Origin of the sequence: Streptosporangium jomthongense, from assembly GCF_042650425.1 — a bacterium.
Lineage (GTDB): Bacteria > Actinomycetota > Actinomycetes > Streptosporangiales > Streptosporangiaceae > Streptosporangium.
In genome coordinates, this window is the sequence record NZ_JBHSBC010000016.1 from 1 (window position 1) to 15,006 (window position 15,006).

14 protein-coding genes are annotated in these 15,006 nt (G+C 68.3%); 3 read left to right on the plus strand and 11 right to left on the minus strand.

Annotated features, from left to right (window positions below; genetic code table 11):
* From ACFOYY_RS17430 to ACFOYY_RS17455, 6 genes are all read right to left on the minus strand, one after another.
* Positions 1-2,746 (minus strand): helicase HerA domain-containing protein (locus ACFOYY_RS17430; RefSeq protein ID WP_386190310.1); only part of this gene is annotated, 2,746 nt, incomplete at its 3' end.
* A 107-nt stretch (positions 2,747-2,853) separates the two neighbouring features.
* On the minus strand, positions 2,854-3,519 hold the full coding sequence (locus ACFOYY_RS17435; RefSeq protein ID WP_386190311.1) for a hypothetical protein: 666 nt from the start codon (positions 3,517-3,519) through the stop codon (positions 2,854-2,856).
* 4 nt (positions 3,520-3,523) lie between these two features.
* Positions 3,524-4,633, minus strand: coding sequence for a DUF559 domain-containing protein (locus tag ACFOYY_RS17440; protein ID WP_386190312.1), 1,110 nt, complete (start codon positions 4,631-4,633; stop codon positions 3,524-3,526).
* Between the two features lie 262 nt (positions 4,634-4,895).
* Positions 4,896-6,206 carry a M20/M25/M40 family metallo-hydrolase gene (locus ACFOYY_RS17445; RefSeq protein ID WP_386190313.1) on the minus strand — a complete coding sequence of 437 codons (1,311 nt, stop codon included), beginning with the start codon at positions 6,204-6,206 and terminating at the stop codon, positions 4,896-4,898.
* On the minus strand, positions 6,203-6,940 hold the full coding sequence (locus ACFOYY_RS17450; protein WP_362780348.1) for a GNAT family N-acetyltransferase: 738 nt from the start codon (positions 6,938-6,940) through the stop codon (positions 6,203-6,205). Before ACFOYY_RS17450 ends, ACFOYY_RS17445 begins: the two co-directional genes overlap by 4 nt.
* Positions 6,941-7,052: 112 nt before the next feature.
* Positions 7,053-7,793 (minus strand): helix-turn-helix domain-containing protein, encoded by a 741-nt coding sequence (locus ACFOYY_RS17455; RefSeq protein WP_386190314.1) that lies wholly within the window; start codon positions 7,791-7,793, stop codon positions 7,053-7,055.
* A 184-nt stretch (positions 7,794-7,977) separates the two neighbouring features.
* On the opposite strand from ACFOYY_RS17455, the gene ACFOYY_RS17460 reads away from it, so the two are divergent.
* Positions 7,978-9,177, plus strand: coding sequence for a cytochrome P450 (locus tag ACFOYY_RS17460; protein WP_386190315.1), 1,200 nt, complete (start codon positions 7,978-7,980; stop codon positions 9,175-9,177).
* Here the strand turns inward: ACFOYY_RS17460 and ACFOYY_RS17465 are convergent, their stop codons facing one another.
* The 3 genes from ACFOYY_RS17465 to ACFOYY_RS17475 all read right to left on the minus strand — a co-directional run bounded on the left by ACFOYY_RS17465 (position 9,178) and on the right by ACFOYY_RS17475 (position 11,246).
* The gene (locus ACFOYY_RS17465; RefSeq protein WP_386190316.1) at positions 9,178-9,822 is read right to left on the minus strand and encodes a hypothetical protein; all 645 of its coding nucleotides are present in this window, start codon (positions 9,820-9,822) and stop codon (positions 9,178-9,180) included.
* Between the two features lie 525 nt (positions 9,823-10,347).
* On the minus strand, positions 10,348-10,707 hold the full coding sequence (locus ACFOYY_RS17470) for a hypothetical protein (RefSeq protein ID WP_386190317.1): 360 nt from the start codon (positions 10,705-10,707) through the stop codon (positions 10,348-10,350).
* A gap of 83 nt (positions 10,708-10,790) precedes the next feature.
* Positions 10,791-11,246: a hypothetical protein gene (locus ACFOYY_RS17475; RefSeq protein ID WP_362780355.1), complete on the minus strand. Its 456-nt coding sequence runs from the start codon at positions 11,244-11,246 to the stop codon at positions 10,791-10,793.
* Positions 11,247-11,499: 253 nt separating this feature from the next.
* On the opposite strand from ACFOYY_RS17475, the gene ACFOYY_RS17480 reads away from it, so the two are divergent.
* A complete protein-coding gene (locus ACFOYY_RS17480) occupies positions 11,500-12,465 on the plus strand; it encodes a LysR family transcriptional regulator (protein WP_352014507.1) in 966 nt (321 codons plus the stop codon).
* A gap of 306 nt (positions 12,466-12,771) precedes the next feature.
* Here ACFOYY_RS17480 and ACFOYY_RS17485 read toward each other — a convergent pair whose 3' ends face one another.
* Positions 12,772-14,130, minus strand: a complete 1,359-nt coding sequence (locus ACFOYY_RS17485; protein ID WP_386190318.1) for an alpha/beta hydrolase — start codon at positions 14,128-14,130, stop codon at positions 12,772-12,774.
* Positions 14,131-14,358: 228 nt separating this feature from the next.
* Here ACFOYY_RS17485 and ACFOYY_RS17490 point away from each other — a divergent pair, with 228 nt between their 5' ends.
* Complete coding sequence (locus ACFOYY_RS17490; protein WP_386190319.1) at positions 14,359-14,532, plus strand: hypothetical protein; 174 nt, start codon at positions 14,359-14,361, stop codon at positions 14,530-14,532.
* Between the two features lie 105 nt (positions 14,533-14,637).
* Here ACFOYY_RS17490 and ACFOYY_RS17495 read toward each other — a convergent pair whose 3' ends face one another.
* A complete protein-coding gene (locus ACFOYY_RS17495) occupies positions 14,638-15,000 on the minus strand; it encodes an RICIN domain-containing protein (protein WP_386190336.1) in 363 nt (120 codons plus the stop codon).
* Positions 15,001-15,006: the final 6 nt, after the last annotated feature.

Consider the following 15,006-nt stretch of genomic DNA (forward strand, 5'->3'; position numbering starts at 1 on the left):
CACCGGCCGGATTCCTCCTGATCCAGGCGAACAGCGCCATCTGCAGCTGGTTCACGAAACTCTGCCGCTGTTCATCCGACGGCAGGCCGACGAAGCTGATCACCGAGATCCGCGCCCGCTTCCCCGGGGGCGGGGTGAGCAGCACGCCGGGATCGACCGGCGTCCCCTCCCCGGCGAACAACGGGTCGTTGACCATGGCCGCCATCAACGTCTGCGCCAGCTCGGCCGCGACCTTCCCGGCGTTGGCGAGTTCGCTCACGCCGTACGGCAGCTCCGCGAGCAGGTCGACGAAGCCGGACATGCCCACTCCACCCCCGCGCCCGTAGTGCACGAGGGCCTCCCTGAGCACGGCCAGCCCGACCTCGGTCTTCGCCGTCCTGGTGGTGAGCTTGGCGCGCGGCGCGAGCGAGGCCACCGCGGCGTCCACGGCGACACCGAACTCGTCCGGGTCGGCCACGACGCTCGCGAAGTCCGGCAGCGGCTGGAAGCTCAATGGCCGTCCCGCCTTCCGCCGTGGCGTCCAGACGACGACGTCGGTGGCCGCGAGGTACTCGGCCGCCTTCTCCGCGTCACCCGGCCCCCAGCCCTGCGGCGGTTCCGGCCAGCCGTCACCGAGTCGCGCGAGGTCGTTGTTGGGGTCGAGCACGATCGCGGAGACCCCTCGGAGGGCACACTCCTCGACCAGCCTGCGGATGAGGACGGTCTTCCCCGACCCCGACCCGGCGAAGATCACGGTGTGCTTCCTGAGCGCCTCAAGCTCGACCGAGACGGGCCGGCCGCCGATGACGGTGTTGCCCAATGGCACGTACGGCGGCTGCTCCGTGATCTGTGGGGTCACGGACCGGGAGTCCACGGGCCTGACGGGCGCGAGGTTGGGGGACACGGGCTGAGGGGACACGGGCCTGACGGGTTCGGGGGTCACGGCGCCGGTGGGGGTGGGGATCGGTGCGGGCTCCGGCTCGGTCCTGGGAAACGGCTCCGCGACGCCGTTCGAACGCCCGGTTCCGGTCTCGGGGAGCGTGCCGCCCGAATGCTCGGGTTCTCCCTCGGGGAGGGTGTCCCCCAGGGCCTCGCGGAGCAGTTTCACGTCCCGTGCCGGACGCCGTACGGCCAGCCAGGCCCGCAGGTTCGGCGGGTTGTCCGCGTACAGCTGCCGCAGCGCGGCAAGGATCCTGAGGTCCTCCTCGTCGACCGTGAGCACCCTGCCGCCCGCCTTCTCGAACTCGGCGACGGCGGCGATCGTCTTGGGACCCTGCGTCCAGGCCACGTTGCGCAGCACGAACAGCCGCCTGCGGGAGACCTCGGCGTTCAACCCGGCCGTGACGGAGGCGGCGCGCAGGCGGCTGAGGGCGGCGATGTGGTGCGTGGCGGCGATGGCCCGGAACGCCCAGTGCTCCTCGTCCTCGGTCTCCTCGTCCAGGGTGCGCCGCAGTCGCGCGTGGAGCGGGGGCTTGCTGCTGGGCGGCGGGTCCACACTGAACTGGGCCCCGGCCTCACCGAGTCCGTCGATCCAGGCCGAAAGCCCGGCCGCGAGCAGGGCGGGCATGACGGCGTCCTCAACGGTGGCGTTCAGGGCGTCGTCCGTGGGCGTCAGCTTCTTGAGATCGGCGAACCGGGCATCGAGCTCGGCGAAGGCGGAGGGCGGAGTGACCACTGGGGGCCGCCGGTCGATGTCCTGGTCGAGACGCTCCAGCTCTCGGACCTGCTGATCTTCTTGACAGGCCTCGATGTGCTTGTCGATCGTGATCAGAAGCTGCCGGGGAGTGTACTCGCTGGCGCCTTCGAAGACGGTTGGCCGGATCGGCCAGGTCGGGTACGGCGGAACGAAACCGGCCTCCGCGAACCTGGGGGCGAACCGCTTCTCCACCAACTCCTTGGCGGCGTCGGCGTCGGGCAGGGGCTTGAGGTTGGGCATCACCCTGAACCGGTCACGTGCGGTGTCGACGGCGTACGTCTCGATGAGAGTCCAGGTCTGCTGCAGGGAGGAGACGATCGTCAGGGTCCTGCGGGTGGTCTCGCGCAGCGCCATCAGGCCACCGGCCACTTGATCGATCATGATCAGGTCGTGCCAGTCGTGCGCCGCCGTACCATCAGTGGCCAGAGGTGAGTGGGCGACTAGCACGTCGAGCTGATCGACAGCGATGACGGACGGTCCGGTCAGCGCAAGCAGGCGGGAAAGGTCCTTGATGATCTCCTGCGGCGTCTTCGGCAGCTGTCGAATGCCCCAGACAGCGCGTTCTCCTGATTCCTCCTCCGGCAGCGCGTGCAGAAAGCCGTCCCCGATGTCCTGGACGGCATAGTCGGCGCACGCGCTCAGCACAAGAGCACGCAGGGTGTCCTTGGTGTCCTTGCCCACGTGAGGATTGAGCGTACGCACTCCGTTCACAAGGGCGTCGAGGCTCTCCCGTGTCACAGCGCGGTTTCCGATCACCTCGCGGTATACCCCGCGAGGCATGTTGGTGAGTTCGGAAAGCCGTCGCAGCAGGATTTTGAGCTGGGTTTCCCCCTCGGCGCCGTTCCTGGACAAACCGTCGAGCATCGCAAACAGCGTGCTCTCCCAGAAGGTCCGCGTGTCCAGCAGTCCGACGAGGAAGAAGTAACCACCATCCTGCTGGATGCGCTCCCGAACCCAGCCGAGCAGGTGGGTCTTGCCCGATCCTCGCTGCCCACGCAGGATCAAACCGATGGGGCTGGTCGCACCACCGGTCGCCACATCGTCGAGGCCACTGAGGATGGCGCGTTCCACGGTCCGATTCAGACCCTCGACATGGAAGGCGGAGGGAGTCCACACATCCTCTGGACCCTCGACGTAATTGCCCTTCAGCTTCTGGAGGACTTCGAGCTCCGGGCCGCTCACAGCGCCTCGATCGAGATGAGGTGCTTCTCCTGGCCCCCGAAGGTCACCGCTGCCTCTCTGGCCTCCGGAGTGAGAACCTTCCTGTTACTCTCCGGCACGATGCTCACTCCTGAGATGTGAATCATCCCCTTGAGCGCGATGTCGACTTCTTCCTTCGAAGCACCGTCAAGCAAGGGTCGCAGTCGTGCCAGGCTGATCAATTCGCCGGGCGTGTCGGCCAGCTTGGCGTAGGCGGCACGGATGCGCGTGGTGATGTCCCCACTCTCGATCTCCACCGGCTCAGTGGTTTCGACCCCGGGAGCCGTTGGAGTCTCCTCCGAGAGGGGGAGTTCGTTGAGCTGCAGCCCGGTTCGTGCCAGAAGCCTGCGGGTCAGGGACACCAAAGCAAGGTTCATCGCCCCAGCCACACCCCGAGGCATAGGGATGCCGTTCTCGAACTCCTTGGCAACCCTGACCCAACCATCATCATCCAGAAGATGGCTGAACGAACGACCCTGCTTCCGGCTTTCGACGAGCTTGAGATCGTTCAACTTCCGACGTGACTCTCCAGTAAGAGTCACCCCGTATCGTTCTTCCAGGTAGGGGTTGGTGACTTCCTTCCCCTCCACCATCAAAATCACCAAAAAAGACACTTCGGCGAACGAAAGCCCTGAATCAGACATATCTCTATCCTTCGTGCGTGGCGCGGTGGGTGTGGAGAAAGCGCTTCAGTTCTCGGAGTACGGACGGCATATCGGTCAAGACGCGCTCATTGGTAAAACGGATGACCGCGTAACCGTCCTCAATGAGGCGTTCGTCGCGCAGATGGTCCTTGGCGAGGCCTTCGGCACTGCGGTGTTCCCGGCCGTCGAGTTCGACGACGCAGCGTTCGGCCTGCCAGATCAGATCGACCTTGATGGGGTTGACCAGCGGATGCGGCTGGTAGGTCTGGTTCCAGGCGCGCCCCGCCGCCCAGGTGTGCGCACTGAGCGCCCGCTCCAGGGCCGCCTCGACGGAACTCCCCGGATGCGGACGCCCCGCCACGGCCGAAGACCCCGCCACCGAGGACTCCACAACCGCCGTAGAACCGTTCATGGAGGAACCGGCCAGCGGAGAAGCCGAAGAACCGGCCGCCGGGGAAGGCCCCAGGGGTGAGGCGGGGCCGTACTCCTGGAGAGACGACAGCACCGGGACTCGGTCGACCGTGGTCAGGGCGGCTCCGGTGAGGCAGACGCCCAGGTGGCCGCGGTGGGTGAGCCATTCGGCCGCCGCCACCAGCGCCTCCTCGCGGGCGGGCGAGAGTCCCTCGGGGATCGTGGCCAGGACCACGGTGTGCGGGCGGCCGAAGCTCGCGGCGAACGCCATGGCCAGGCCCTCGGCCCGCGTCTCCGGCGGGACGGGCCGGTGGGGAAGGCGCAGGCTCCCGCCCGCCAGGGAGCGCGCGGCGAGGTCGCCCAGGAAGGCGGCGAGGTCGCGACGGCCCCGGACCTTCCGTCTGGCCAGTTCGCGTACGGCGGGCAGCGCGAGCCCGCCCGGCCCGGTGATGTCCGCGGCCTCGGGGAGCCAGGCGGGGTAGAGACCGGTGACGGCCTTCTCCAGCGCGTCGAGCACCTCGGCGACCGTCTCCCGTACGGCCGGGCCTCCGCCCATGGTGTGGGGAAACATCGCGGACGCCGTGGTGGTCGTGAAATCGGCCGAGGACGACGGGGCCGAGGTGACCTTCGTGGCGGCCGTGGGATCAGCCCGGCGAATCCAGACGACCCGCCGCGCCGGTGGCTCGTTCCACGATCGCACCATGTCGTTTCCTCCGGGCCGCGGAGTTTCAGCCCGGTGGAGACCGGGTCTTTTCCGGATCTCCCGCCTGTCGTGGTCGTTCCCCGGGAAAACGGTGGACGCCCCGAAGAAACGGGCCTGATGGTACGTCAACCCGCACGAGCGAAAGATCCAGGGAAAAGACCATAGGGGAATGCCTGGACCCGTGTATAGATTTCCCGGGAAATGCCCTTAAGGCGCTAGTTGGGACCGTACCGGACTCGGGGCGACGAGTCCGGTACGGCGTTCAGCACGCGCGCAGGAAACGGTCGAGAACCCTGGTGCCGAACTCCAGGGCATCGACCGGCACGCGTTCGTCCACCCCGTGGAACAGCGCGGTGAAGTCGAGATCGGGCGGCAGTTTCAGCGGTGAGAAACCGAAGTGCCGCACGCCGAGTCGCTGGAACGACTTGGCGTCCGTGCCCGCCGACAGCATGTAGGGCAGGAGGCGGGCGCCCGGGTCCTCCGCCGTGACGGCCGTGGCCATCGCCTCGACGAGCGCCCCGTCGAAGGTGGTCCGCACCGGGGGCAGGCTGTCCCACTCGCGGATGATGTCCGGGCCGAGGACCTCGGCGAGTTCGGCCTCGAAGGCCTTCTCCCGCCCGGGGAGCATCCGGCCGTCCACGGTCGCCCTGGCCACCGAGGGGACGACGTTGGCCTTGTATCCGGCCTCGAACATCGTGACGTTCGCGGTGTCCCTGAGGGTCGCGCCGATCATCCTGGACAGGTTCCCGAGGCGGGCGACGGCGGCCTCGGGGTCGTCGGGGTCGAAGGGGACGCCGGTCACCTCGGCGACGCCGGTGAGCAGCTCACGCACCGGGTCGGTGAGCACGAGCGGGAAGCGGTGCTGTTCGAGGCGGGTGATCGCGGCGGCCAGCTTCGCCACCGCGTTGTCCCTGTGCAGCATCGACCCGTGCCCCGCCGTACCCCTGGCTGTCAGCCGCAGCCACATGACGCCCTTCTCCGCCGTCTCGACGAGGTAGGCGCGCACGTCGTCGGCGAGGGTGACCGAGAAGCCGCCGACCTCGCTGATCGCCTCGGTCGCGCCCTCGAACAGCTCGGGGCGGTTGTCGACCAGCCAGCGGGCGCCGTAGAAGCCGCCGGCCTCCTCGTCGGCGAGGAAGGCGAAGATCAGGTCCCGGGGCGGGACGACGCCGTCGCGTTTGAAGGAGCGCGCGACGGCCAGCGTCATGGCCACCATGTCCTTCATGTCGACCGCGCCGCGTCCCCACACGTAGCCGTCGCGCACCTCCCCGGAGAACGGGTGCACCGACCATTCGGCCGGGTCTGCGGGCACGACGTCGAGGTGGCCGTGGACCAGCAGCGCGCCCCGCGCCGGGTCGGCCCCCGGCAGCCTGGCGATGACGTTCCCCCTGCCCCGGGCGCCGGACTCGACGTAGGTGGTCTCGTAGCCGACCTCGGACAGTTTGGCCGCGACGTACTCGGCCGCCGCCCGTTCTGTGCCCGGCGCCGTGGGGTCGCCGGTGTTGGTGGTGTCGATCGCGATGAGTTCACTGGCCAGGGTCACGACCTCGGCGACGGCCGCCTCGACGCTCATGCGACGGGGACGACGGGGATATGGCCGGGGACGCGCACGGCGAGGAACGTCGTCGTACGGCGGAGCCTGAACCCGAGCGACTCGTAGAGGCGGATCGCGTTCGTGTTGCTCGCCGCGGCGTGCATGAACGGCGTCTCGCCCCGGCCGCGGATGCCGTGGGCCACGGCGAGCACGAGCCGGGTCGCCAGCCCCTGCCCCCGGAAGGCCTCGTCGGTGCAGACGGCGCTGATCTCCGTCCAGCCCGGTGGGTGCAGCCGTTCGCCCGCCATCGCGACCAGCGCGCCGTTCCTGCGGACGCCGAGGTAGGTTCCCATCTCGATGGTCCGGGGCAGGAACGGCCCCGGCCTGGTCCGTTCGACGAGTTCGAGCATCTCCGGCACGTCCTTCCTCTCCAGGCGGACCGCCTCCTCGTACGGCGCGGCGCGCACCCCGTCGTCGACCAGCTGGACACCGGCCAGCCGCATCACGACCTCCCACCCGTCGGGTGGTGGGGTTCGTACCCCGTTGAGGGGGACCACCTCACCGGGGCCGACCAGCGTGGCGATGTCCTCCCAGTCGGTGGCGTCGGGCTCCTCGGGGAGCGCGGTGAACGTGGCGACGTCGGCCGGGTAGCGCAGCACGTTGCCGCGCCGTTCGGCGAAGTGGGCGTGCGGTCCGTTCAGGGACGACCTGGCGGGGGCGTCCAGGGGATGCGGCTCACCGGCCGCGTCCCACCCCGAAGGCGCGTTCGACATCCGGCCCCCCATAACCCTTTATTCCTACTTGAATAGAAGGGTTAATTGTCTCCCGTCCGGCGTTATTCCCCTACTCCCGAGGCCGGCGGAACCGCTCCAGGGACCGGCCGAACTACCCCCGAGGCCAGCGGAACACGACCGGCCGCCGGGCCCGGGGTTCGCGCGAGGGATTTTCCGGCCGGTCGGCGTACACGCGCCAGCGCTCGACCGACCTCAGGATGTCCAGGCCGATCCGCTCCAGGAGCGCCCCTCCCCTGACCAGCCGCCGTCCGACGGGCCCGTCGAAGCCGACCGCCTCCGCCGCCGCCATCGTGGCCCGTCCCGCCTCAAGTGCCTGGCCCGCGCTGATCACGATCGAGTGGTACCAGCTGTCGTCGTCGACCACGTAGACGTCACGACGCCGCCGCGGATCGCGCTCGCGCCGGATGAACCCGTGCTGGAGCAGGTAGTTCACGGCCACGGAGACGGAGGCCGGGCTGATCTTCAGCCTGCGGGTCAGTTCGGCGGCGGTGCGCCTGCCCTCCTCGGACATCATCAGGTCGAGGTGCACGCGCGCCATCATTCTCGGCAGCCCCGTCCTGACCGCCATCTCGATGATCTCCTCCTCCCTGGCGTCACCCGGCGACCCGGTCGCGCGCGGGGGCGCCGGGGTGCCGCGCCGCGCCCGCTGGACCGTCGCCAGGTGCGCCTCCTGGGGCCGGTAGTCGCCGGGGCCGCCGTTGCGGGCGATCTCCCGGCTGATCGTCGAGGTCGGCCGGTCGAGCCGCCGGGCGATCTCGGCGTAGGAGAGGCCGTCGGTGAGTCCGGTGGCGATGCGCCTGCGTTCCTGCTGGGTCAACCGTCCGCCTGGCATGCCGTCAGTATTGCCTTCGCCTCCATTCATTGCAACGATCGATTGCATTCGACCCCAGCGTCATTGCACCAATTTATCGCGACTTACCTGGGCAAATGCATTTCGAATGATTGACAGTCATTCCTGATGCAACGTAGCTTTCAAGATGTATCGAACACGTACTATCGCGAGGTGAGGAATGGCAATGGAACACACCGTCACAGCACTGCCGACCGCGCGTCAGTCCGGCTGTCCGTTCGACCCGCCCAAGGAACTGACCGAGGCCCGCGCGCAGAGCCCCATCAGCCGTCTGACCTTCGCCGACGGGCACCAGGGCTGGCTGGTCACCGGCTACGACCTGGTCAGATCCATCCTGGCCGACCCGCGCTTCAGCTCCCGCAGGGAACTCATGCGCCACCACCCGCTGATCGACTACGGCGACGTCGAGACCCCTCCGGCGGCACCGGGCGAGTTCCTTCTCATGGACGAGCCCCTGCACGGCCGCTACCGCAAGCCGCTCGTCGGCAAGTTCACCGTACGGCGGATGCGGCAACTCACCGAGCGCGTCGAACAGATCACCGCCGACCACCTGGACGCCATGGAGAAGGCCGGTCCCCCGACGGACCTGGTGACCGCGTTCGCCAAGCCCATCCCTGCCATGATGATCTGCGAACTCCTCGGCGTGCCGTACGAGGACCGGGGTTCCTTCCAGTCGCAGGTCGAGTCGCTCATCAGCGGGCAGGTCGGCGACGACGAGATGCTCACCGCCTACACCTCGGTCCAGCACTATCTCGCCGAACTGGTGACCGCCAAGCGCGCCGACCCCACCGACGACGTGCTCAGCGACCTCGTCGACGGCGACTTCACCGACGAGGAGCTCCGGGGGATCGGCTTCCTCCTGCTGGCCGCCGGACTCGACACCACCGCCAACATGCTGGCCCTGGGCACCTTCGCGCTACTGCGCAACCCCGCGCAGCTGGCCGCGCTGCGCGCCGACCCCGCCCTCACCGACCGGGCCGTCGAGGAACTCCTGCGCTACCTGTCGGTCGCCAAGCAGTTCTACCGGGTCGCCCTTGAGGACGTGGAGGTCGGCGGCCACACCATCACGGCCGGAACCATGATCATCCTGGCCTACCACGCCGCCAACCGCGACCCCCAGCGCTTCGCCGACCCCCACCTGCTCGACCTGCGCCGCGACGACGGCGGCCACCTGGCCTTCGGTCACGGCGTCCACCAGTGCCTCGGTCAGCAACTCGCCCGCGTCGAGATGCGCGTCGCCTTCCCCGCGCTCGTCAACCGCTTCCCCACGCTCCGCCTGGCCGTACCGGCCGAGGAGGTCGGCCTGCGCCCGGAGGCCGCCGACATCCACGGGGTCACGAGCCTCCCCGTCACCTGGGACGTGTGATCACGACATGAACACGAAGGGCATGACCACCAGGAGCACGTACACGATGAAGACCACCGAGTACAGCAGGCCCGCGAGGGCGGGCCGCCGGTGCCACCAGGGCAGCTCCAGGCGCGGGTAACGGCTGATCACCTCGCGGAACGACAGGTCGTCGCGGTTCACGACGACGCCGTTCTGCTTCCAGACCCGAAGCAGCCCGTCGGGCCAGTCGCTCTGCCACAGCACCCGCGCGACGTCGTCGGCGTTCGTGCTGATGATGATCCAGGGTGTCGGTTTCGTGGCCATCGGGTTCATGACATTGACGTAGTGCACGTTGGTGATCGTGGAGCGGGAGAGCTGCCACCCTTTCCCGTTCCATCCCACGTACCGCAGCGTGTCGCCGTCAACGACCAGGCGCATCGTCCGCCCGCGCCGCAGCAGATACACGATGCCCCAGACGGCGGGCACGCCCAACAGGATCACGAACGCGGGCAGGGCGAGCAGCCCGAGGCCCTCGCTGCCGTACGAACCGTTGACCATCCGTAGCAGCAGGAACACCAGCCCGATGAGCAGCAACGGGATCGACGCGGCCATGGCGACCAGCCATCCCGGCCGCTGAGGACGTAAGACCACGGCATCAGACCGGCCCGGGGAAACATCAGTCATGAAAGAAATCATCTGCCACCGCGGAATCCGCGTCCATCACAATGAACCAACCGGCCGGCCCGCCGACTGTGAAAAGTATACGAGCGCGGGGCACCGCACACCCCCGAGCAGGGAAGTCGCCCCGACGACCGCGTCGAATCCGGTGAAAAACAAACAGCATATGAACGCGGCCGCATCCCGTTTCGGCCATGCCGATTCACGGGAATCCGCCACGGGTCCGCGAACCAAACGGATTTCAAATTTCTCCACACGGTGACCGTCCAGACCCACTGATCTTTAACTCGTGATGTCCGGTTCCGGTGGTACCCCCCGCTCATGCGGTACGCGCAAGGCGGCGGGCTGACCGCCACGCGACGCGTCAAGCGACATCGGACACCGTGTCCACCGGCACCCGGCGCCGCACCGCCTTCGTCGGCGGCCGGTGAGACCTGGCCATCTTCCTGGAGGCCAACGCCGCCGTTCCCGTCCCGACCGACAGACCCGGCGATCATCAGCCGACACGGGTTCCCGCCGGCGAACGGCCGGTCATGGGACCCTGGCACTCCCTGGAGGCGAGGGAGCACTCAGGGGCGACCGGCCCGCCTCCTGCGTCCTGTGGATCTTGTCCACCTCGGCCTGGAGGGGGCCACGGTCGACCTGCGGGACTTCGAAGCTCATCACCACGTCGTCGGCGTTCGCCGCCAACGCGGCGAGGTGCGCGGGAGCCGCACCCGCGCACATCAGGCGTATCGCCCCTCCCCTAACGGCCGCCAGTCGGGCGGCGGCGCGGTTCGCGCCTTCACACGTGGACAGGGCCTGCGCGGGTACGGCGATGCCGGTGAAAACCAGCACGACGGAGACCGCGACCGCGACGAGGCTGAGTAAAGGGGGTGAACGATGTTTCACAACGCTCTCCAAAAAGGGCACGCATAGAAACGCCAGCGGTATTTGCGGGTTTCCGTAATCCGGGCGCGGAGGAAGGCGAACGGTCAGCAGTCGACGGTCACCTCACGGTCCACCCACATCTGGTCGACGCCCTTGTTCCCGAACACGGAAGCGAAGACGGTGCCCTGGTAGGTGCCGTCGACGCATGGCACGGTGCTGCTCGCGGAGTGGGACTTCTCGGGGCCGTTTCCCTCGCCGACCGCTTCGTCGTAGGGCGCGTCGTTCTGCGGGGAGAGCCAGACGAGCAGCCAGTCAACGGTGGCCGGAGCGGATTCGGAGCATCGCGCGCCGCCGTTGAAACGCACCTTGCCGTCCACCACGTGGGGATCCTCGAAGAACACCTCGCACCCGGGGTAGACCTCCGACACCTGGACCCCGCTCCCGGATTGGGCGAGCCCGGAGGATGACGGGGCGGCGCTCGCCGTCCCACTCGGGGTGACGCTCACCAGGGCGGCGACGATCGCCCCGGCCACCATGGTGAATGTGCGGAGTCGGTTCATGAATTTCTCCAATCGGGGGGCATTGCGGAACAGCCCTGACGGCCCGGAGGAGAAATCCGAAACCTCAACTCGGCGGTTCTTTCCGGGCGCGGGTCGATCACGATTTCGATCGGGTGGCACGAAGCGCATCGGCCTGATTGGTCTACATGTCATCCCAGGACCGAGCGGAGATCAACGACTGATCGGCGTATGTCTGACAGGCCGTGCCTGTCGATCCTGTTCACGCCTGTCAACGCGCTGAAATCATGAAGGCGTGGAGCTCCGCCAGCTTGAATACGCCATCGCGGTCGCCGAGGAACTGCACTTCGGAAAGGCCGCCGCCCGGATGCACGTCACCCAGCAATCGATCAGCGAGCAGATTCGCCGGCTGGAAAAGGAGATCGGCGCCCCGTTGTTCGTCCGCACCAGCCGCCGGGTCACCGTGACCGTGGTGGGTGAGGCGTTCCTGCCCGAGGCCCGCCGGGCGGTGGCCGCCGCCCGCCACGCGCTCGACGCCGGACGTCGCGCCGCCGCCGGCCCGGCCGACGAACTTCGCATCGGTCACGCCGCGGACCTCGGCCTGCGCCTGTTCCAGCTCGTCATCCCCGCGCTACGTGCGCGTCTGCCCGAGGTACGGCCGGCGCCGTGCCCGATGACCACCGCCGACCAGCTCGCCGCGCTGGAGGACCGCCGCCTGGACATCGGCTTCTGCTGGAACACCGAAGCCCGGCCGGGGCTGGACTCGCTGCTGGTGGTCCGCGAACCGTTCGTCCTGGCCCTGGCCGCCACCCATCCCCTCGCCGCCGAGACCGCCATCGATCCCGTACGGCTCTCCCACCGGCCGATCATCGTGCACGAGCGGAACCTCAGCCCCTGGCTGTACGACCACATCATCGGCCACCTGCGCGACCACGGCACCGTGGTGACGATCCACCGGGAGATCTCCAGCCTGGACCGGCTGCTGCCACTGGTCCTCGCCGACGCGGCGATCGGGATCACGGTCGCGGCCTCCGCCGCGGCCCGGCCGTTCGCCGGCGTGGTGTACCGGCCCTTCACCGAACCGAGCCCGCTCGCCGACCAGCGCATCGTATGGCGGCGGGGCACCACCGATCCCTCCGTCCTGGCCTTCGTCCAGATCGTCCGTGAACTCCGGGAGGCCGGGGCGTTCGTCCCCGGCTACCCGGACCTGCGGAGCGGACCGCCGGACGGGCTCGACCCCCTCAGCGAAACCTCAGGATGAGCGACCTCTGCCGGGCGCGGATCATCCGCCGCTGTGGGCTCTCGGAACAACGGTCGCAGCGTGATCGCGAGTCGCGGGTGGGCATGCCGGTTGAGTTCCTGGCTGGTGGTGACCGTGCGCCGGCTTCGGTCCGCTTCAGAGCCGTGGCCCCAGGCTTTTCCGATCGCTCCGCTTCGCCGGGTGACCGGCTTTCAGCATCTTCCATCCTCGGCCCGGTGTGGGGCCTCTGGCACCTGCCGCTGGCCATGCTGCTGCACGTCAGCATCAACAACTTCATGTCGATCATCTACGTGGACATGTTCCCATCTATGCGGGCCGGTCGGCCGCGTCGGGTGGCGCCACCGGTACGGCCGGGCACCGGGTTCCTCGCGCGGGCAGCCTCAGCGAGATCAGGTAGGCGTCGACGGCGGCCGTGACGCAGTCGCCACGGCCATAGGCGCCGTGCCCCCACCCTTCGTAGGTGAGCAGCCGCGCCTTCTTCCCGATCTGGGCGGCGGCGTTGCGCGCCCAGGCGTAGCCGGTGGCCGGGTCGTGTAGCCCGTTGACGATCAGCAGCGGCGGGCCGCCCTTCACCCGCAGGCGATGCTGTGGGTTCGGGATCGGATCCGGTTCACCCAGACACAGGGCGGTGAGCGTCAGACTGGTCGGGACGATCCCCATGTCCGGTGCGATGGCCTTGGCGCGGCGGAGATGTTTGGTGTACTCGCGGTAGTCGCGGATCGGCCAGCGAAAATCCTCACAGAAGATCTGGAGAGGGTTGGACACTTCCAGCTCGGCGGCCGCAGGGGCCTGCCGCGAGTTCGTCGTCTCACCCAACAGCCAGGCCGCGGAGGCGGGCGGCTCCTGCGCGCCCGCATCCAGGGCGACGAGCAGTTCGGCCAGTTCGAACCACGTGGGTACATAGCCCGCCCGGAAGGCGTAGCGGATCACGTCCTGTCTGGTGAGTGACCTGGCAGGGGCGCCGGGGGCGCGGATCTCACCGCGGTCGGCACGCTCCAGCAGGCGAGCCCAGAACGCGCGCACGTTCGTGCCGTGCAGCGCGCATCGGGTCTCCCTGCCGCACCACTTCACGAACTCGTCGAAACTGTCCTGGGCGAACGTGGCCCAGCTGTAGAGGTAGGGGCCGGTGCTCAGACTGTGGTCCAGGTTGCTGTCCAGGGCGAGGGCGCGGATCCGGTGGGGGAACAGTTCGGCGTACATCTGGCCGACCAGCGTGCCGTAGGAGAGGCCGTAGTAGGTGACCTTCTCCTCGCCGAGCGCTTGGCGGATCGCGTCGATGTCGCGGGCCGCGCTCACGCTGTCGACATGGTCGAAGACCGGCCCTGTCCGGGCACGGCAGTCGGCGCGCAACCGCTTGCCGTAGTCGAGCCAGGCGTCGAACTCCGCCTGACTCTTGATGAGCGGATCGGGGAACTGGGACATCAGCTGGGTCGAACATGCGATGCGCCCGCTGCCCTCTACACCGCGGGGGTCGAACCCCACGATGTCGAACCGGCGCTTGAGCTCCGGGCTGAAGTTGTTCAGGGAAAGCGCGTAGCCGACCCCGGAGGAACCGGGACCGCCGGGATGCAGCAGCAGCGAGCCGATCCTGGCCGCGGGGTCGGTGGCCTTGAGCCTGGCCACGGCCAGGTCGATCGTCCGCCCGCCGGGGTCGTTCCAGTCCACCGGTACGGCGAGCTTGCCGCACTCGCCAAAGGGGTATCGCGGGCACGGTGTCCAGGTGATCGCCGCAGCAGGCGCCGCTGGAGCCGTTGGAGCCGCAGGCGTGGCCTCGGCGGACACAAGGGGGGACAACATCGTAAGAGCCGTCAGAACGACGGCGAACAGTGAAACGGTTCTACGCACGCGATCTCCAATCACAGGCGTATGCCGATGCCCTCGACGCCACGATTCTTGACCGGTCGATATCGCGCGTTCGTCCGCGAGCGGTCGGGCGTGGTGTACGACACGTCCTGGGCCTCACGGATCGCCGAGGAGGCGATCCGCGAGGCGGCGCACGACCCAGCCGACCTGATCAATCCTCACAATCGGCTGTTCCACCGCTACGCGGCACTCACGCCGCGCTGACCGGCGCCGAAGCCGTTCGTCGAACCGTCGGTCGGCGGCCTCACCACGCATTGGGCAGCCGGCCGCCGGAGGCTATCCGGCGGCCGGCAATGCCGAAAGGGAACGTCAGTAACCGAATTTCCAGTTCCTGAGGTAGAGATTGGAGGTGTAGTAGGTAAAGACACGGCCGGACCGGTCGCTTTTCAGCGTATCCTTCGTCGCGTAATTTCCCGCCATCCAGGCGTCCGGGTTCGAATCGAGCCCCGATGGCTCGATGACCCATTCCTGGTAAAGTCCCCCGGTGTCGCATGGCACGGTGCGGACCGTGTTCCCCCCGGAAGTTACCAGGCACAGTCCCGTGGCGAGGTTCTGGATCCAGGTCCTGCCCGTACTCGGATAGTTCGTGCGCCATTTCTGGTGGTTGTTGTTCTGGGGCACGTTGCAGGGCAAGGTGTAGACCTCCCCGGCAAAGTTGCTGTCCAGGCACAGCCCCGT

Bases quoted from the DNA above. Each gene is read 5' to 3' on its own strand.
- ACFOYY_RS17435 (WP_386190311.1), bottom strand. From the start codon at position 3,519: ATGTCTGATTCAGGGCTTTCGTTCGCCGAAGTGTCTTTTTTGGTGATT.
- ACFOYY_RS17440 (WP_386190312.1), bottom strand. From the start codon at position 4,633: ATGGTGCGATCGTGGAACGAGCCACCGGCGCGGCGGGTCGTCTGGATT.
- ACFOYY_RS17445 (WP_386190313.1), bottom strand. From the start codon at position 6,206: ATGAGCGTCGAGGCGGCCGTCGCCGAGGTCGTGACCCTGGCCAGTGAA.
- ACFOYY_RS17450 (WP_362780348.1), bottom strand. From the start codon at position 6,940: ATGTCGAACGCGCCTTCGGGGTGGGACGCGGCCGGTGAGCCGCATCCC.
- ACFOYY_RS17455 (WP_386190314.1), bottom strand. From the start codon at position 7,793: ATGCCAGGCGGACGGTTGACCCAGCAGGAACGCAGGCGCATCGCCACC.
- ACFOYY_RS17460 (WP_386190315.1), top strand. From the start codon at position 7,978: ATGGAACACACCGTCACAGCACTGCCGACCGCGCGTCAGTCCGGCTGT.
- ACFOYY_RS17465 (WP_386190316.1), bottom strand. From the start codon at position 9,822: ATGACTGATGTTTCCCCGGGCCGGTCTGATGCCGTGGTCTTACGTCCT.
- ACFOYY_RS17475 (WP_362780355.1), bottom strand. From the start codon at position 11,246: ATGAACCGACTCCGCACATTCACCATGGTGGCCGGGGCGATCGTCGCC.